The organism is Candidatus Brocadia sp. (assembly GCA_021646415.1).
Lineage (GTDB): Bacteria > Planctomycetota > Brocadiia > Brocadiales > Brocadiaceae > Brocadia.
The window spans coordinates 127,480-145,853 of the sequence record SOEU01000006.1; the positions used below are offsets into that span (position 1 = coordinate 127,480).

An 18,374-nucleotide genomic window follows, 5' to 3' on the forward strand; every position below is an offset into this window, starting at 1 on the left:
TGCTTGCATAGTGAAAGAGTTGAAATATCCAGATCTTTACCGGAAGGCTGAAAATATTAGGGTGTCAAATAGTCCTGGATAGTTATGATATTGCGTGCAACTATGGATTTTACAGGAAACAATCAGTTGCATCTTTGATTTTCTGAGTTTTGATTCTACAGAATATATCGGCTCAAATCCTCGTCTTTTGCTATAGCTTGTAATTTGTCCTCCACATACTTTGCATTGATAACTATCTCTGCGCCATCCATATCAGGGGCATCAAAAGAGGCATCTTCCACAAGCTTTTCCATTACGGTATGTAATCTTCGTGCACCAATGTTCTGGGTGCGTTTGTTAACCTGTACGGCAATCTCCGCAATTGCCTCAATGGCGTCATTCTCAAATCGTACCTTAATTCCTTCAGTTTCCAGAAGCGCCTTGTATTGTTTAACCAAGGCATTTTTGGGTTCAGTCAGGATGCGTAAAAACTCCTCTTTCCCAAGGTCTTCTAATTCCACCCGGATAGGGAATCGCCCCTGAAGCTCGGGAATTAAATCTGATGGTTTGGAAACATGGAATGCACCTGCGGCAATAAAAAGGATGCGGTCGGTCTTGACCATTCCGTATCGTGTGTTTACCGTAGCACCGTCCACAATCGGTAATAAATCCCTTTGTACGCCCTCGCGGGAGACGTCCGGACCATGTGCAGATTCACGGCCTGCGATCTTGTCAATCTCATCCACGAAGATAATTCCAAACTGTTCTGTCCTGCGAATTGCTTCCTGAATGACTTTTTCACGATCAATGAGCTTTTCAGCCTCTTCCTGGGTCAAAATCCTTTTTGCATCAGCTACGGGAACCTTTCGTACCTGTGTGCGGGGGGGAATCATCTTTTCCAGCATGTTTTGGAAATCCATGCCCATTTCCTCAACTCCCGCAACAAAACCCTGGAGTATATAAGGTTTTTCATGAATGGTAAGTTCTACTATACGGTTTGAAAGGTCTCCTTCCTGCAGTTTTTTGCGGAATTTCTCTCGTGTACTTAAACGTTGTTCCTCGGCTTCGACACTGGCCGGTTCCGTACTTTTTGGTACCGGCGGCAATAGCAAATCCAGGAGTCTCTCCTCGGCCATCTTTTCAGCCTTTTCCTGGACGGATTGTATCATTTCGGCTTTGACCATGTTCACGCCGATTTCGGTAATATCGCGCACCATAGACTCCACATCGCGTCCGTGGTAACCAACTTCCGTGTATTTTGATGCCTCGACCTTAAGAAAGGGGGCCTTGACAAGGGCTGCCATGCGCCTTGCAATCTCCGTTTTCCCTACACCTGTGGGGCCTATCATGATAATGTTTTTCGGTAAGACTTCTTCCCGCAATTCATCAGAAAGTTGGTGCCTGCGCCATCGGTTACGGATGGCAATTGCCACGGCACGTTTAGCATTTTTTTGTCCGATTATGTATTTGTCGAGTTCTTCTACGATCTTACGGGGCGTTAGTTCCTTCACTACCTGACCTCCTCCACCTTGATAATTTTATTGGTATATACACAAATATCTGCCGCAATGTTGAGGGCCTCTTCGACGATCTCTTTTGCAGACAATGAAGTGTGTTTCATCAATGCCCTTGCTGCTGCAATTGCATAAGAACCGCCGGAACCTATACCAATAATGCCGTCATCGGGCTCAATTACATCTCCACCACCCGAAATCAAAAACGAGTATTGTTTGTCCACCACAACAAGCAGGGATTCCAGTCTCCTGAGCACCTTATCCGTTCGCCACTCCTTGGCCAGTTCATGGGCACTGCGCAGGACATTTCCCTGATACTGTTCAAGCTTGGCATCAAATCTTTCCATGAGGGCAAAGGCGTCTGCAGATGAGCCGGCAAAACCTACGATGACCTTGTCATGGTAAAGCCGTCGAATCTTTTTGGCGTCATGCTTTACCACCGCGGCGTTCATGGTGACCTGACCATCGCCACCTATGGCGACATGCCCATCCTTTCGAACCGCTAAAATTGTTGTGGATACAATGACTGGTTTCAAATTCAAATCCTTTTTTTAATGATCGACTTAAGTTAATTACCGGGGAATTTCATTTTTTGAGCTAACCCATAAATAGTATCAATTTGCTTGAAAGTTATCAAGGGTTTTCTCATTTCTTAATGTTTGACAAACAGCGAATCGACCGTATAATTAAGTCGGAAACTATGATCTGATGAATAAGGATTGAGAATTATATATGCATGTTTGTTTCATTTGTTTTAAAAGGAGGTATGTGTCATGGTAGCCAGGGAAATTATGAATAAGATTGTTACCGCGGCGAAGCGGAAAACAATCGGAAGGGATTTGGCCGTAAAATTATTATCTGGTATGTATAGCGGATTGCCTGTTGTGGATGATGATGGGAAGGTTGTTGGGGTAGTAAGCGAATTTGATCTTTTAAAGGTAATAAGAACCGGAAGGGCATTGGAGCAGGTAACGGCTGGAGATATTATGTCAAAAAATCCAATCTGTGTATCCGAGGATACACCGGTTGAAGAGATTATAGACCTTATGACAAAACACAACATTGTTCGCGTTCCCGTAGTGAGAAATGATATCCTGGTGGGAGTTATCTCCAGATGTGATATCCTCAGCAGTATTGTGGAACCCGAGTTCGTAACAATTTACGCCGATTCATGAAAAAAATCTTCATACCTGTTCTTGTTATTTCCTGTGCCTGTATTTCGGCCTGTAACTCTTCGAAATACACGATTTATCAGGATTGTAGGCATATCGAAAGCACGCCCTCTTCCGTTACGGAGATATTGCATTATGACCTTGATGTTGTAAAAAGGATGATGCAGGTCTTGGAAAGTGCTTCAGATTGTCTTGATAGAGATAGACCTGTTTCTCAAGAGATTTTTGATGATATTGTGGAGGTCATTTCCGGATTTTCTGATAAACACCATCAGGAGAAGCAAGATAAAGTACTCTTCCCTGTACTAAAAGTAAAGGATGAAGGCAAAAAGAAGGATTTTTTAGGGCGGCTGCTTATGGAGCATGTATCGGCACGTGATGAAATAAGAAATCTGGCCAAAGCAGTCAATAATATCCATCACGGTACAAAGGCAAAAAAGAAGATTACCAAAATAGCTCGTTCCTATATCAAGCATATGGAAAAGCACATAGAAACAGAGGAAAGAATTCTATTCCCCTGGATAAACAAGACACTGTCCCCCGATGATCATGTAATGTTAATAAAGAAATTTGAAGCTATGGAAAAAGAAGATATTGAAGCCGGTGTACATGAAAAATATACCGTCATAATCGAAAGGCTTGAGCAACAATTGGTGCTTTGTTCAGATAGAGAAGAATAATTGGAGCATGTAATGATGAATGGTTTTTGGGAAAACATCTTTAAGAAGACAGGGGATAACGAAAACAACGTCCTCAATTTGCTCAGGGAAATTCCGGTTCTCGATGATCTTTCCAAAGAAGAACTAAAAGAATTTGAACGTATCGCCCATCACCGGTATTTTGAAGCCAACGAGCATATTTTTTGGGAAGGCGAACCGGGTGTTGGAATGTATGTTATCAAAAAGGGTGCGGTGAAAATTTACAAGGCATCGGCAGATGGGAAGAAAGATGTTCTGGCAATCCTGAAGGACGGCGACTTCTTTGGCGAGCTGGCGTTACTCGATGAATCACCGCGCAGCGCCTCTGCAATTGCCATGGAAGTATGCCATATTCTGGGGTTTCTCAGGCCAGAATTTTTTAGTATTCTTGAACGGAAGCCGCGACTCGGCTTCAAAGTGGCAATGAAACTTGCCAAAATTATCGGCAAGCGCTTGCGTGTTACCAGCACCGAACTGCAATCCATTACCACCAGATTGCATAAGCCAGAAAATCTGACGGAGATGATTCTAAACGGAATTGAACAATCAGGCACAAGTGGAACCAAAGAAATTCAAAAATAAATTTTTAGGGACGGTACGCTATTATGAAGTCCTCTCAACGTACTATTACCATCCACATAAACCGGCGTTTTTTCTCTCAGCTAATCAAGTGGTTTCTTGTTTTTCTGGCACTTGGGTTTGCCATCACATTTTTTATTGTAATGAAGCATTTGTCGGTCGCATTTATTGTCTCTATTTTGCTGGCATTCCTTCTGGAGCCGATCGTCCTGGCTATTGAAAACCATGATATCAATCGCACCTGGTCTGTTGTTATTGTCTTTGTCTCCATTGCTGCAATTACTGCGTTTGGAGTTATATTCCTGTTGCCGGGCATATCGGCTGAATTTCAATCCATATCAGCGTATCTGCAACTGAAGCCTCCTTCTGTTCTTACCGCTGAACTTGAGGCGACGATTGATAGCAAATTTCCTCTTATGAAACGGCACGGGTTGTCCCACGAAATAGCAGTATACCTCCAGCATGGTCTGGATGATTTGATCAAGGAAAGCATTGATATCCTTTTTGAATTTGTCCATATCGTTTCCATGATTTTTATCGTCCCTGTCTCCACTTTTTTCCTCCTCAAAGACGGTCGTCGAATCAAGAAAACTTTTATACAATGCGTGCCAAATCGTTATTTCGAGATGACTCTTAGTCTTGTTCACAAGATTAGTCAGCAAGTGGGTTCCTATATTCGCGGTCAGCTTCTTGATGCGCTCATTGTTGGCATTCTCTCAAGTATTACCCTGCACGTATTGCATGTCCCTTACGCTTTTCACATTGGCATTCTTGCAGGCTGCGCTAATATCATTCCGCACTTCGGACCAATCTTTGGTGCTGTTCCTGCCATATTCGTTGCATTCATGGACACGGGTTCGCCTGGACAAGTTATTGCGGTAACACTCTGCTTTGTGGGCATTCAACTATTCGACTATCTCTTCATCTCACATGTGGTTGTCTTTAAGAGTATCCACATACACCCCCTCATTGTCGTTGTTGTTGTTCTTGTTGGGGGCTATTTGATGGGGGTCATAGGGATGTTTGTATCCTTGCTGCTTTTCAGCATTTTGAAAGTTACCGTGACAGAATTCATGTGGAGTTTTAGGCATTATCATATCTTTGGACGTCCACAACGGTTCCTGTCAGAGAACCGCAGTGATTGACACCTTCCGCAGTAATGCATAGAACTACAAACCATTTTAAACATAACAAATCACGATCTCGTTTTAAGGATCTTCTTTAAAATAATTCTAGAATTTGACAAAAAATACTGCTAAACTGTGGGATATAAACCTTTGTATCATAAAGTCCGATTTGTGCTCCAATCGTCAGGATTCTGGCTGGAGTTATAAAAATCTCCAAGAATCCTGTCTTGAAGGGGATTCGTGGTTTTTGAAGCACACAATTATTTTCCCTTTTATCAGGGAGATTCAGAAGACCCAGTGCCTGAAGAAAAAACTCAAAAACGAAAAGGGATCGTGCATATTAATCATGAATACTGCAAGCGTTGCGGCATCTGTGTGAATTTCTGTCCTGTTAAAAATCTGGAGATTCGACAGCAGAAGTTGATGGAATTGGAGAGGTGTATCGCTTGCAGGATGTGCCAGCGATACTGCCCTGACATGGCTATTGAAATTGAGGAGATAGATGCCGAAACAGTTATTACAGGGAAATCAGGCCATCGCAACGGCAGCTGAGGTTGCTGGACTAAAATTTTTTGCAGGTTATCCCATTACGCCTGCTTCTGAGATTATTCATGAGATAGTCAACAAGAAGCACATTAAGGTACTCCAGATGGAGGACGAAATTGCCTCCATAAATGCTATTATCGGTGCATCGCTGGCTGGCCTCAAGGCAATGACAGCTACCTCCGGGCCGGGCTTTTCCCTGATGCAGGAAAGTATTGGGCTTGCACATATGATGGAGGTGCCGATCGTCATTGTTAATGTCCAAAGGGTAGGCCCCAGCACTGGCATGCCTACCTTACCTGCCCAGGGAGATATTATTCAATGCATACATGGCAGTCACGGAGATTACTTCCCTATTGTATTTTATCCCAATTCCGTTTTAGAACTCTACAAATACACTATTGCAGCATTTAATGCCGCAGAAGAATCTCAGAGTCCGGTCATCCTCCTGAGTGATGGATATATCAGCCACCTTTATGAAACGATCATTCTCCACAGGGATTTTGAGATCAAAAAACGTAGCCGTCCACCCTTGGGCACAGGCAACCGGCATTTTACTGGGCTATCTCATGAGAACTCTGTGCCAAAGACTTCAGACATTGATAATTACAGGCGACTTATTGCCCGGTTACACGAAAAACAGCAATTGACAGCCCGACGATACAACTACTATGAATTTCTTGCGTGTAGTAAAGAAACCGATACGCTTCTCATATCTTACGGGGCGCTTTCCCGTATAGCATATTATTTCAAAGATGATTTTGCGCTCTACAGACCCGTACGTCTATTTCCTGTTGTTGAAGAGATCAAGCTTATTGCATCCAGATACAAACGAATCCTTATTATGGAAATGAATACAGGACAATATGCCCATGAAATCGAGCGTATATTACATCGTGAAGTGGAGTTTATACCAATCCTGGGGGGCCGTATTGATCTGAAAGAAATAAACCAAAAAATATATGAACAAAGACAGTCATTTTAAACGTTATCTGAAGCTTGATTTGCTGCCCACACCGTGGTGTCCAGGCTGCGGGAATGGAATTGTTCTGAAGACTATATGCCAGGCCTTTGACGAACTTGGCCTGCCCAAAGATGGTACCGTAGTCATTTCCGGAATCGGTTGCTCAGGCAGGAGTGCAGGCTTCTTCGATCTGGATTCGGTTCACACCGCACATGGCAGAGCTATTCCTGTGGCTGAAGGCATTAAATATGCGAACGATGCCCTGAATGTCGTTGTGGTAAGCGGGGATGGCGACCTGCTTGGCATAGGTGGTAATCACTTGTTACATGCGATACGACGAAATACAAACATTACCGTTATCTGCTATGCCAATGAAATTTACGGTATGACAGGTGGCCAGGTTTCCCCTACCACACCCCATGGCACGAAGACCCTCACTACACCAAATGGCAATCCTGATTATCCTGCCGATGTGCAGTTTCTCTTTAAACATTATAATAGTTATTTCGCCCGTACCACGGCTTATCACCTGAATCACATGAAGAAATGCATTGTGGAGGCATTAAAATTCAAAGGTTTCTCTTTTGTAGAAGCAAGAACTATGTGCATTGTTAATTACGGTCGGCGCCTTGGTTACAAGAACTCCAACGAGATGCTTATGCATTATAAGGAATTTTACAAGGTTAATGACTATGCGGAAGAGTTGGCTCAAAATGAGATCGGGATTTTAAAAAGTACTCCGGTAGCTTGATTGTTATTACAAATTATATCTGTATTTCTTCAAAACCTTTTAGCCGATAATTAATCTCCCCCAATCCCTGTTCATGGGATTCCCTGATGTAGCCTACGTCCGTAGGTTGCATACCAAACAAGGAAGCTCCATAAGCGTCCGCAGCAACAGGGTCTGTACTTACGATAATGCGCCTTGCACGTTCTGCTGAATTATCAACGTCATCGAGCCGGCCCCCTGTAGGCCCGTGATTTTTAAGTATCCGAAAGGCATCGAGTACAGTCAGGTCTATCTTAAGGAATTTATTGAGATCGGCAATCTTAGGATGTATATCAGTATGGAGACTACCACGGTCACCACCAATCATACCAAAGACATTTTTGAGCCCCATGGAGAGCCTCGATGTCCCGTGTTGTTTTGCAATGGGTACATTGATAAGCACATCCACTTCATGAGCATATACCATTTCTTCGTAAAAAGACCACGATTTCAAAACCTTGCCATCGGAAATTGTAAAGTCCCGGAAACGATTTCTGTCAAGATAGATTACCTCCGCACCAGCCTGGCGTGCGGCAGTAGCAATACCGCTGTTATTATAGGAAGGTTCAGGATTCGCAGAACAGGTATGATCCATGACCTTAACCCGGCTCGCCCCAACCTCCCGACATAATTCTACTAGGGCTGCCACGACATAAGGATTGGTATTGGCAGCGAATTCCGGTCTTTGATTCCAGGCAATATTGGGTTTAATAATGACCCTGTTGCCTCTGGAAACGAGTTTGTCCATACCACCCAGGGCATTCATGGCGCGCTGTACCATCTCTTTTATGATGACGGGTTCATTGGCAGTATCAGAGACATTCCCATGTACTACGACCACGCCTGGTTTTAAGTGGTGTTCCTTGAGTTTTTTTATGGCAGGACTTCTCTTGATGGTACCCAGATAAGATAAACCATAGATACCAGCACCTACTGAAATACCAGTCTTTAGAAATGTTCGGCGTGAAATATTGTTGTTTTTATACATAATGCAAGAAGCTTTAATGCGATAAATTCGTCGTAAAAATTTGAAAAGTGATTAGTGTTAAAATTTACAAAGTACAATTGAAAAGTAACAGATTCTGTATAAATTTTTTTTATTATCTCAAACAGTATCGTAAAAAGCCAGATTTTTTAGTTTCTTGCAAACGGGGAGCAGACGGAAATAATTGTGGAATGCCACGTTAGAATCCAGAATATAGGTGCAAACCTCTTGAATCCGATGTTTACAATTCTGAAAAAGAATAGTGCCTTTTGTATTCTTTGCATCTATAGCATCCAGGCTGTCTTTGGAGATAGAGAATTGATGAAGTTGAATTGCGTTTTCATCATCGGGATATATCACACGGCGTATAAAAAAATATCACCGGAATTATTCATAATTAGAATTCTATTGACTCATAAAAACTGAGATGATATACTTTAAAGCCTGTTATGGGCGATTAGCTCAATTGGCTAGAGCACTTGCCTTACAAGCAAGGGGTCATAGGTTCGAGTCCTATATCGCCCACCATTATTGTCAACACAAATTGTCAATCGGCAAAAAATTTTGGGGCCGTAGCTCAATTGGTTAGAGTACCAGACTGTCGATCTGGATGTTGCGGGTTCGAGTCCCGTCGGCCTCGTTTTTTATATCCTTATATGCCATGACTTAGCGTTTTTGATACCCTTAAAAAACCGCCCCCCGATGTGTCCCCGGAATTAAAAAAGGCTGTTAACTCTATCAAGGATTAGGCCTTTTTTCTTGTCTCGAAAACATACCTTGAACTTAACCTAAAAGATAATTTCCATTGACTAAGTATGGACACCGTCTATTATTTTTGGTGTTTACCATAACGGATAAGATCAGGGTAATTTCTGCAAGAGAAGTGATATGAGTAAGAAGTAGAGGAAAATATATGAGCAAGCTGAAAAAGATACCGAAATTTAAAACAGAAGATGAGGAACGAGAGTTTTGGTCAAAGCATGATTCTACGGAATATGTAAATTATTCAAATGCCGAAAGGACATTATTTCCAGATTTGAAACCTTCCACCAAATCAATATCAATTAGATTGCCTGAATCACTTATTGAAAGGCTAAAGGTTTTGGCAAATGAAAGAGATGTTCCATATCAATCTTTATTAAAGATATTCCTGGCCAAACGATTAAAAAAGGAATTAGTACATAAAGAATAAACCGGGATCTTATTGTGAAGCGAATAGTGACATTTCTAATCCCATTGATATACATTGTCATCATAATACAGTTCGATCTTGTGTTTGTGTTTCAACTCTTCCTGGGCCAGCATTTTGCACAGCTTTTTCATATCCGGATTATCTGAAGACTTGGCCATACTGACATAAAAGTTATAGGATTTTTGTTCCTTTTTCATGGCAACAATCAGTACATCCTGAAAACTTTTGATTTCCGAAATATCTTTATCAACCAGGTACTCCGCTATATGAAGGTCTTGAATCTTGCCAGGTTTAAATCTTTTGATCTTGGAAGGATCAAAATTCTCCAATAATGCCTTATGTTTCAATTCTTCATCAGCAAGTTCCTTTAACCATATCCGTGACGGCTCATCTTTTACATAGTTTAATGCATCCATATAAAATTTATACGCTTTATCTTCTTGCAGTGCGGCCTGTTTAATAATTTCGTTCAAATCCATTGTTGCCATTAACTCCTCCTTCCACCATTTTTTAAAGTATTATCAAGAACGGACTACAGAGATCTTACAAAGAAACTTTTATGTATATCTTTTCAAAAGATACGGTTTATTTTTTTGCTTTGCCCAATGCTTTTAATTCGGCGAGCTTGTGTTCGGCCGCAATGGCTGCCGTAACTCCTTCTCCTACAGCAGTTGCAATTTGCCGGTAAGAATTCTTCCGAATATCACCAACTGCGTACAACCCCTCAATAGCAGTCTCCATATGGATGTTTGTTTCAATATGGCACCCCGCATCCACACATAACAAATTGCCTAAAAAATTAGTATTCGGTACACTTCCGATAAATATAAAAACCCCTTGACATGGGATTTCCTTTTTTTCCTTTGTCAAAACATTTTGGGCAACAACGCCTTCGACCTTTTCCTTTCCATGAATACTTTCAATTACCGTATCAAGTGTAACTTTTATTTTTGGATTTGAGAAGGCTTCATCCAGATAAATTTTTGTGGCCCTGAATTCATCCCTTCTGTGTATTATTTGTACCGTTCTGGCGTATTTCGTAAGAAAGATACCTTCGGTTATTGCAGAATCACCTCCTCCAACAACAACCACATCGTTGTCCTTAAAAAATGCCCCATCGCAGGTCGCACAATAACTAACGCCTTTACCATAAAACTCCTTTTCGCCAGGCACATCCAATTTTTTCGGGTCTGCGCCGGCAGCTAAAATGGCCACATGGGATGCATACGTATCTGTATCGGTCGTTACAACCTTTAAGCCGTTTTCTACCTCTAATTTCATGACCTCTTCATACCGAATCTCTGCACCGAACCGTTTCGCCTGTGACTCCATTCGTTGCGTTAAATCAACGCCGCTAATAACTTCAGGAAACCCCGGATAATTCTCAATCAATTCGGTACCGACTAACTGCCCGCCTAAATATTTTTTTTCAAAGATTACGGTTTTTAGTAAAGCACGGCAGGTATATACAGCCGCCGCAAGGGCAGCTGGACCGCCTCCGACAATGATTACATCGTAGTCTTTATTCACATTCCTTTTAATCCTTTTATAGCATTCAAGACTTGCCATCCATAAAAATTTAAGGCAAACTGTTTTTTCTCAATATGACACTCCAAACATTGCTTTGTTCCTTCAGTAGCCCATGCACGGGTTACAAAGGCAGTTTTGGACGTTTCCCCTTTTGGGGTAAGCTTGTCCTTTCCTGCATGACAGAAATTACATTCTGTCCCCATGATTTCACAAAGCTCGAACATTTTTCTCGCCTGCTGTTCATTTGCTTTATAGCGCTTCCGATCAATATGGCAGTAGTCACATTCAACGCCCAAGGCAACAGAGGCCTTCATCATTTCTTTTGATTTTTTCCCCTCTTCCGTAAAGACTGTTAAATCTTCATTATGGCAAAAAGCACATTCGACTCCAAAAAGGGACGTCATCCTTTTGATCTGTGCCTCTCTCTCTTCCTTCGTACCTTTGAAGTAAGGATTCGAATAAGTAACGCTCGGCGGGCTTTTCCCTACCTGGTCTGCATTCGCAAGAGCAGGGTTTTTGGGATAAAGAGATATCATACTGCAGAGAATAAATATGCCAAATTTCAAGTGCTGCTGTTGTCGCAATTTTAACACAAAATTAATTCCTTAAAATTATATCGGTATCAAACAAGTTTTTTAATCGAGCTTATCAAATAAGTCTTTACTTGCACCACAGGATGGGCAAACCCAATCTTCCGGTAAATTCTCAAAGGGTGTTCCTGGTTTTATGCCATTATCTGGATCGCCCTTTTCCGGATCGTATACATAACCGCATACACGACATTCCCACTTTGACATGATCGCCTCCTCAGCATCTTCATTCATAGACGATTAACTCTATCTCATAATCACACAGAGGGCAGGTAATAGAACATTGCACATCCCCGCCACAAGTGCCGCAACCCTTAACATCGATGGTATTTGCATTTAGGTCAAAACCTTTGACTCTTTTGTGACAAAAAAGGCATGTGAAATCAATTTCCAACCCTATGATCTGTTTTCTCTTTTTTTGCATTTTTCATGAAAATGCACAAATATTTTACACTACTTCATATAGCGTAATCAACTATTAAAATAGAAAGGAAAGCGCAGAATATTTCACTATTCCGCACTTTCTCTTTACTTATGAGAGATGATTGAAGTTCAGCGGTTTTCAATGGGTATCATTTTGTCACGGATCTCTTCGTGACATTCAAAACAGGTCTTTTCAATCATGCTGGTGAATGCTTTGAAAGTTGCTTTCTGATCGCTTGTATTAGCGGCTTTTTGAATTTCCAGCGCCGATGATGCTATTCCTTTTAGGTAGACATCAAATTCTTCTCTCAGTTTAGTAATTCTCTCTTTATCATTTGGGTCTATTTTGGCCCGTTTAAACCATAAGTTTTCTCTTGCTTCAGCAGGAAAGAATGTCTTGCTTATCATATAACTTTGATCTACGATAGCGCCCGCCTCTTGCGCAACATATTTAAAACTACCTGCCAATATTCCATCGAGTATATTGTCCATCCGATTCGCTATGTCATTCATTAACACCTTTGTAGGTTCCGTAACTTTTTCGTGGGAGAGTACCTTTTCTTCAGTTGCAATGGCTGAAGAAGTACAGATGGTATTCATTAATCCTACCATACTCACACCAAACAAACTAGCAATTAAAAATGCTGACCTTTTCACGTTCCACCTCTTTTCTCAAAACCATTTTCAAAAATAAATTACAAAAGTTGAAAACCCTTGTCGGTATTCATACTCTTTCGTATTATACAATCATAAGCTTAAGAGACAAGAAACAATTTATCTGGAAAATGCCTTATTCCAAAAACAAAAGAAAGTGCAGATTGTTTAATTATCTGCACTTTCTTTTAACTGATTTAATTTTTTCGGTTTAGAATCACCTTCACGTTCATTGATTTTCAGGAGGTTTTATTTCTTTACATCACGTTGTGTTCTGTGACAGTCGAAACACGCCTTTGTAAGCAAACCGCTAAAAGCCTGGTATGCTGCTTCAGTATTCTTTGCATCGGCGGCTTTTTGAATTTCCTTTACTGACGAATCTATTCTTTTCATGTAGGTATTAAATTCTTCTTTTAATTTGGTAATTTCTTCTATATTCTTTGGATCCAGATCTTTCGATCGCATATACCAATGATCAATAGCAGGGTTTCTGGGAAAGAAATTTTCGTTTATCTCACCTGCTTTTTCTGCAACAGCGGCCGCCTCCTGCTTTACATAGGGAAAATTACCCACCAAAATCCCTTCGAGCATATTATACACTCGTTTTTCAATTTCTATCATTAACCTCTTGGTAGGTAATTTAATGTCTTCGTGGGTGCCTCCTTCATGTGCGTGTGTAATAGGTTGTCCTTCTCCTGCAAAAACTTTGGTAGAATAAACAGTACTTATCGATCCCACCAGTCCTACTATACCTGATAAGACAATGCTTAAAGATAATTTCCTTCTCATATACTACTCCTTTCTTTTTTCATAAAATATAAAAACAAAAACAAATTGTAAACTATTTTTAGAGGTACCTCCTTTCTCACGCTTTTACGTAACAAGTTAAATTAGAAATTACAAATTTTTATGTCCCGGCCTTCCTTATACCAGGTTCAGTCATGGATATAGGCGACAATACAAGAGTGAGCTGTTCCTGGGAAAGGAAGCCTTTTTCCAGAATGATTTCTCTTACTGATCTGCCGGTACTTGTAGATTCCTTAACAACCTCGGATGCCTTTGAATAGCCTATAATGGGATTCAAAACAGTGACAATTCCGAGACTTCGCATGGCGTAATCCTGGCATCTTTTCTCATTCACCGTAATGCTACTGATACATTTTTCATTAAATATCTTTGCTGCATTGGTAAGGATGACGATAGAATCAAGCAATTTGTATTGGATCAAGGGCATCATGACATTAAGCTCAAATTGTCCAGCCTGGGCAGCCAGCGCTATCGATAAATCATTGCCTATAACTGAAAAACAGACCATATTCATCATTTCAGGAATAACAGGATTCACTTTCCCTGGCATGATAGAAGACCCTGGCTGGACTGCCGGAAGGTCAATCTCCGCAAATCCCGTATTTGGCCCGGAGTTCATTAATCTTAGGTCGTTAGCAATGCGAATAAGTTCCACAGACAATGTACGCATGGCACCGGAGAGCTCGACAAACGGCGAGTTACTTTGCATAGCCTCAAATCGATTCTTAGACTCCTTAATATCCAGATTTACGATCTTTCTCAGTTTTTCAACGACCCTACCGGCATATTCCGGATGGGTATTGATTCCTGTACCTACAGCACTTCCGCCAATTCCTAATTCCTTCAACGATTCACTTGCTCTTTCTATTCCCCTGGTTGCCTTCAGTAAAGAATCCATATAGCCGGAAAATTCCTGGCCTACACGGATAGGTACGGCATCATGAAGGTGGGTGCGGCCGGCTTTTACAACGGAATCAAAGGATTTTGCCTTCTGTTTCAAAGTCTCCACCAAGGCATATAAGTTCTTTATGAGTTTTTTAGATAACTGCAAGGCTGCAATACGCATGGCGGTAGGATAGACGTCATTCGTCGACTGTCCAAAATTAACATGATCGTTCGGATGTACAATGGAATAATCCCCTTTTATCCCACCTAACATCTCAATCCCAATATTGGCAATAATTTCATTTACGTTCATATGATGGGATGTCCCGGCTCCTGCCTGGTACACATCCACCAAAAATTGATCCTGAAATTCGCCATTCAATATACGATCGCATGCCAGAATAATCATGTTACCAATCTTACTGTCAAGACAACCGAGTTCTACGTTAACCATGGCCGCAGCCTTTTTTATGGAAACCATAGCCATCGTGAATACAGGCAGGGATGTTTGGCCACTGATGGGGAAATTCTCAATGGCCCTGGCAGTTTGAACCCCATAATAAGCCTCTGCAGGAACTTTCATCTCGCCCAGATAATCTTTTTCTACGCGGAATCTATCGGTCTTTTTATCGCTCATTATCTGATATATACCATGTCTGCCAAACTATTGAGACTTAACAAATAGCATGTTAAAATATGAAAAAGTCCATGTTTTTAACACACTACAGCCTTAGACCTCTTATGCTATTTTATTCACCATATTCATCCACATATCGTAGATACGACCCTCGTTTTCGGCTTCCCAAAGTTCTGTCTTTTCCAAAAACTCGAGAGTATTCTTTAGTATGCTAAAATGTGTTTTTTCCTCTCCGGCAAGGAAACGATAGATTTCACTATCCCTTATATCACTTGCTTCCCTGGAGGCCTGTTCGTAGAATTCAATCCCTTTTTCCTCAAGTCCCATGGCAAGCTTAACAGCTTCTATGTCATTCGTATCCATAGTAACTTTTCTCTTCAACTCTTCACCCATCTTCTGAAAGATAGTAATCAATCTTTCTTTGGGGTGCACTGTATCCTTTTCTTGTATTTGATCGTTTTTCTTCCGAATAGACAACAGAGACCGGAGCCTTTTTACATGCGATTTTTCATCTTCCACAAAGGATCTGAACATGGCCTTTCCCATAGGATGAAGGGTCTTGCTCGCCAGATCGCTATAAAATTTTATTCCATCCATTTCCATCTGGAGTGCAAGTGATTTTATATCCTTTAAAGTCTCGCCCATTTTATATTCCTAAGATCCATTCTTTAAACCGTATCCTAAGCCTGTCGTAATACTGTATAACTCTAAAATATCTTATTTCAGGAACAGTCATTATTGAGGAAGTGGCTTTATCTCATAATCATTATCCACGTCTACCAGCGCAAATTTCTGACAGCACAAAGAACAACGTTCTTCGTTTCCTACAGAGGGCATTTTTCCAAAACTGATCTCCCACCCGCACATGAGACAATAAAAACACACATCATGATTGTCCGATTCAATATCCCGAATAATTCTTCCAATAGCATCCTTGTGTCCTTTAGCCGCTCTCGCCAGATGTTGAAATGTTTCTTTTACCTTCACATCATTAGAAGTGGTGGCTAATTGGTTATATAAGTGTTCTTGTTCTTCTTCTATCTCAAAATCCGCTTCTAAGAATTCCAATACCGACCTATATCCCTCTCTCATAAATTTCTCCCTGGTTTTAGGATAATCTGTTGAAATGGTCTTCCAATTCTGCCTTATGCCGAACCTCATTATGCAAAATTCCTTCAAGCAAGGCATTGATTTTGGGATCGCTTAACACCTTGATCTGATCACTGTATCGTTCAATACCAAGTTCTTTCTTTTGTATTGCTAATTTTAGATTTTCGATGTCTTTGCTCATTACTCAACGTTCCTTTCATAATTATGATTATGAAGACAAACCTTTTCTGTTTTAGCCACTTACCTACGCGTGTCCTTATTGATCAATTATTATACCAAAGACACAATCTTTGGGGGAGGTGTATAAATATATCATAATTCCAATAATGGCAGGTTGTTATAAAAGCAACCACAAACAAAGAGTTTCCGTTATCGCGTATGTTTATCAAGAATCTTAGACCAGGAATCTATATATTTAGATTTTCAGTCACTGGTTTTTGGTAGGAATAGCGATTTTTCTTTTGTGGGAAACAACAAAGGGGAAATTTGCCAGCGTATTGTCGTTGTTACTGTGTGGCATTTTTCATTCACAAGCCACTAACTACTCGGTTTTTTCAACCAGTGGGAAACGCATCTGCGTAAAAGGCATTGGCATTTGCCACTGTGAATCACCTGGCATAACTGATTCCAGACGCTTGATAAAGTTGTGTACGTTTGTGGTTCGCAAAGCTTTTACTGGTCTTTTCTGATTTCTGAAAAAGTCTTCCCAGTGCCCTAAAAGGATGTTCTTCGGTCGAATCGCCCTGATTATTCCTTCCGGGTATTCTTTTACTTGCGTAAAGGACGCTACGCAAAGAATGGCCAAATCCACCCGCTTCAGGTCGTTTGCCGGTAAATCCGGTACAAAACCGAGTGGTGGCGTGCTTGCTGCATCCTGATAATGGACGCGGAATGCAATATTGCCCTGCTCATTAAGAAAATCGATAAGATAGGCGTACGTCCGACCTTCTACCCATCCAAACACCGTACGGGGAAGATGTTTCAGGTCCTTGTCGTAGGGTCCCTCTGGTAATAGCTTCATACCTGCAAAATGAGGGGCGTGTTCCGACTCAATAGGCATGAACCGGATAGTTCGGGACTTGTTATATATCCATTGCCCCGGAGTTTTGCCCTTTGCGGCATAGGTATCCACGGTAATAATACGGGATTTGTCAACTGCTGCAGCCATAATATGCCCCATGGTTTTGGAGCCATAAACTACTGAGTTCAATGCGTATTTCCGCATCACATACGGTACATCCAATAGATGATCATAATGAGAATGGCCGACCAGAATTATTTCCACATCGTCAACCGGGGGAAGCAGGAGATCCACAAGTTCCTCATTTGTCGTTAATTTGGTCATGGACAGTATTTTCAAGAGACTCGGATTGGTAATCGAGGGCGCCGTCATCAGGGCATTTTGGCCGTGCCGGAACAGATATCCGCCTACCCCAAGGTACTGAATGCTGATGATATTCTTTTCTTGCACTGGCATTTGAGATGTTTCTCGCCTTCCGTTATACATAGGCAAATGTCCGATCGAAGTATCACACCCGCTGAACACGATGTTAAGGCTAATCAGTATTACAAACGCACGGCATGTTATCTTAAAGCGAAATTCTTTCATCCACCCCCCACAACATCGAATTCAAATAAATAATGAAAATTCCCAACCCGAACGAGTCGGAAGTGTAAAATGAAAAATGCAAATTGCAAAGTTTATTTTGCATTTTTCAATTTACATTTTTCATTTTTCATTGAATTTTTGCTAAAAATGTCAAAATTATTTTTGGAAGATACTAAATCCTGCAACAAGACTTCACCTTGTTTTGCAGGATGTAAGTTATACTATAGGATTTCATATTCTTTTTTATAACTATAAGTCTTTTATCCCGCATCCTCAAGGCAAATCTCAACGTCTACTGAATTTGGACTACCCGGATGAATGAAATCTGACAATTTTACAGTTTTTATAAAATTAAAGAATGTTACATGGAGAAACACGTTTTTAAGGCCGGAGACAAAAAGTGGCCATCACATTTTGTCCTTGAAAAAAGATTTTGAAGCTGATATATATCGCTTACAGTTTGCAGTATACGGCAAAAATAGTGACGACTCTTGTGTATGCATGCCATCGATGATTTTTGTTGCCTGATTATTTTAACGTTAAGGAAGTTCAAACCAACTATGTAGCGGCAAGGCGCGCCTTGCCACTACGGGTATAAAAACCGCAA

At 41.1% G+C, this 18,374-nt stretch carries 21 protein-coding genes, 2 tRNA genes and 1 pseudogene; 10 read left to right on the plus strand and 14 right to left on the minus strand.

From position 1 onward, the window contains the following. Positions 1–155: 155 nt before the first annotated feature. Together hslU and hslV are read right to left on the minus strand one after the other, a co-directional pair. The gene (hslU, locus tag E3K36_06990; GenBank protein ID MCF6154990.1) at positions 156–1,490 is read right to left on the minus strand and encodes an ATP-dependent protease ATPase subunit HslU; all 1,335 of its coding nucleotides are present in this window, start codon (positions 1,488–1,490) and stop codon (positions 156–158) included. Next, positions 1,490–2,029, minus strand: coding sequence for an ATP-dependent protease subunit HslV (gene hslV / locus E3K36_06995; protein MCF6154991.1), 540 nt, complete (start codon positions 2,027–2,029; stop codon positions 1,490–1,492). Before hslV ends, hslU begins: the two co-directional genes overlap by 1 nt. A gap of 237 nt (positions 2,030–2,266) precedes the next feature. Between hslV and E3K36_07000 the strand changes: the two genes are divergently transcribed. The 7 genes from E3K36_07000 (at position 2,267) to E3K36_07030 (ending at position 7,327) form a co-directional block, all read left to right on the plus strand. Next, positions 2,267–2,668, plus strand: coding sequence for a CBS domain-containing protein (locus E3K36_07000; GenBank protein ID MCF6154992.1), 402 nt, complete (start codon positions 2,267–2,269; stop codon positions 2,666–2,668). Beyond that, positions 2,665–3,345 carry a hypothetical protein gene (locus E3K36_07005; protein ID MCF6154993.1) on the plus strand — a complete coding sequence of 227 codons (681 nt, stop codon included), beginning with the start codon at positions 2,665–2,667 and terminating at the stop codon, positions 3,343–3,345. Before E3K36_07000 ends, E3K36_07005 begins: the two co-directional genes overlap by 4 nt. Before the next feature lie 12 nt (positions 3,346–3,357). After that, positions 3,358–3,945: a cyclic nucleotide-binding domain-containing protein gene (locus E3K36_07010; GenBank protein MCF6154994.1), complete on the plus strand. Its 588-nt coding sequence runs from the start codon at positions 3,358–3,360 to the stop codon at positions 3,943–3,945. 23 nt (positions 3,946–3,968) lie between these two features. Continuing rightward, entirely contained in the window at positions 3,969–5,087 is a 1,119-nt protein-coding gene (locus tag E3K36_07015) for an AI-2E family transporter (protein MCF6154995.1), read from the plus strand. A gap of 279 nt (positions 5,088–5,366) precedes the next feature. After that, a complete protein-coding gene (locus E3K36_07020) occupies positions 5,367–5,621 on the plus strand; it encodes a 4Fe-4S dicluster domain-containing protein (GenBank protein ID MCF6154996.1) in 255 nt (84 codons plus the stop codon). After that, the gene (locus E3K36_07025) at positions 5,572–6,597 is read left to right on the plus strand and encodes a 2-oxoacid:acceptor oxidoreductase subunit alpha (protein ID MCF6154997.1); all 1,026 of its coding nucleotides are present in this window, start codon (positions 5,572–5,574) and stop codon (positions 6,595–6,597) included. The genes E3K36_07020 and E3K36_07025 overlap by 50 nt, the downstream gene beginning before the upstream one ends. Continuing rightward, positions 6,575–7,327, plus strand: coding sequence for a 2-oxoglutarate ferredoxin oxidoreductase subunit beta (locus E3K36_07030; GenBank protein ID MCF6154998.1), 753 nt, complete (start codon positions 6,575–6,577; stop codon positions 7,325–7,327). The genes E3K36_07025 and E3K36_07030 overlap by 23 nt, the downstream gene beginning before the upstream one ends. Positions 7,328–7,340: 13 nt before the next feature. On the opposite strand, the gene E3K36_07035 is transcribed toward E3K36_07030, so the two are convergent. After that, a complete protein-coding gene (locus E3K36_07035) occupies positions 7,341–8,333 on the minus strand; it encodes a DUF362 domain-containing protein (GenBank protein ID MCF6154999.1) in 993 nt (330 codons plus the stop codon). Between the two features lie 448 nt (positions 8,334–8,781). On the opposite strand from E3K36_07035, the gene E3K36_07040 reads away from it, so the two are divergent. The 3 genes and pseudogenes from E3K36_07040 (at position 8,782) to E3K36_07050 (ending at position 9,685) form a co-directional block, all read left to right on the plus strand. After that, positions 8,782–8,858 (plus strand) — tRNA-Val (locus E3K36_07040). A 38-nt stretch (positions 8,859–8,896) separates the two neighbouring features. Then, positions 8,897–8,970, plus strand: a tRNA-Asp gene (locus E3K36_07045). Positions 8,971–9,243: 273 nt separating this feature from the next. Next, positions 9,244–9,685: pseudogene (locus tag E3K36_07050) on the plus strand (hypothetical protein). Here E3K36_07050 and E3K36_07055 read toward each other — a convergent pair. From E3K36_07055 to E3K36_07105, 11 genes are all read right to left on the minus strand, one after another. Continuing rightward, positions 9,558–10,010, minus strand: coding sequence for a hypothetical protein (locus tag E3K36_07055; protein MCF6155000.1), 453 nt, complete (start codon positions 10,008–10,010; stop codon positions 9,558–9,560). The pseudogene E3K36_07050 and the gene E3K36_07055 sit on opposite strands and share 128 nt — an antisense overlap. 97 nt (positions 10,011–10,107) lie before the next feature. Further along, positions 10,108–11,052, minus strand: a complete 945-nt coding sequence (gene trxB, locus E3K36_07060) for a thioredoxin-disulfide reductase (protein ID MCF6155001.1) — start codon at positions 11,050–11,052, stop codon at positions 10,108–10,110. Further along, complete coding sequence (locus E3K36_07065) at positions 11,049–11,645, minus strand: hypothetical protein (protein ID MCF6155002.1); 597 nt, start codon at positions 11,643–11,645, stop codon at positions 11,049–11,051. The genes trxB and E3K36_07065 overlap by 4 nt, the downstream gene beginning before the upstream one ends. Positions 11,646–11,687: 42 nt before the next feature. Further along, positions 11,688–11,849 (minus strand): rubredoxin, encoded by a 162-nt coding sequence (locus E3K36_07070; GenBank protein ID MCF6155003.1) that lies wholly within the window; start codon positions 11,847–11,849, stop codon positions 11,688–11,690. Positions 11,850–11,868: 19 nt separating this feature from the next. After that, a complete protein-coding gene (locus E3K36_07075; protein MCF6155004.1) occupies positions 11,869–12,066 on the minus strand; it encodes a hypothetical protein in 198 nt (65 codons plus the stop codon). Between the two features lie 128 nt (positions 12,067–12,194). Further along, positions 12,195–12,722, minus strand: coding sequence for a hypothetical protein (locus tag E3K36_07080; protein ID MCF6155005.1), 528 nt, complete (start codon positions 12,720–12,722; stop codon positions 12,195–12,197). Positions 12,723–12,968: 246 nt separating this feature from the next. Continuing rightward, entirely contained in the window at positions 12,969–13,508 is a 540-nt protein-coding gene (locus E3K36_07085; GenBank protein ID MCF6155006.1) for a hypothetical protein, read from the minus strand. A gap of 118 nt (positions 13,509–13,626) precedes the next feature. After that, the gene (locus E3K36_07090; GenBank protein MCF6155007.1) at positions 13,627–15,048 is read right to left on the minus strand and encodes an aspartate ammonia-lyase; all 1,422 of its coding nucleotides are present in this window, start codon (positions 15,046–15,048) and stop codon (positions 13,627–13,629) included. Positions 15,049–15,150: 102 nt separating this feature from the next. Then, positions 15,151–15,693 (minus strand): hypothetical protein, encoded by a 543-nt coding sequence (locus E3K36_07095; protein MCF6155008.1) that lies wholly within the window; start codon positions 15,691–15,693, stop codon positions 15,151–15,153. A 90-nt stretch (positions 15,694–15,783) separates the two neighbouring features. Beyond that, complete coding sequence (locus E3K36_07100) at positions 15,784–16,236, minus strand: hypothetical protein (GenBank protein MCF6155009.1); 453 nt, start codon at positions 16,234–16,236, stop codon at positions 15,784–15,786. A 463-nt stretch (positions 16,237–16,699) separates the two neighbouring features. Further along, positions 16,700–17,767: a hypothetical protein gene (locus tag E3K36_07105; protein MCF6155010.1), complete on the minus strand. Its 1,068-nt coding sequence runs from the start codon at positions 17,765–17,767 to the stop codon at positions 16,700–16,702. Between the last annotated feature and the right edge of the window lie 607 nt (positions 17,768–18,374).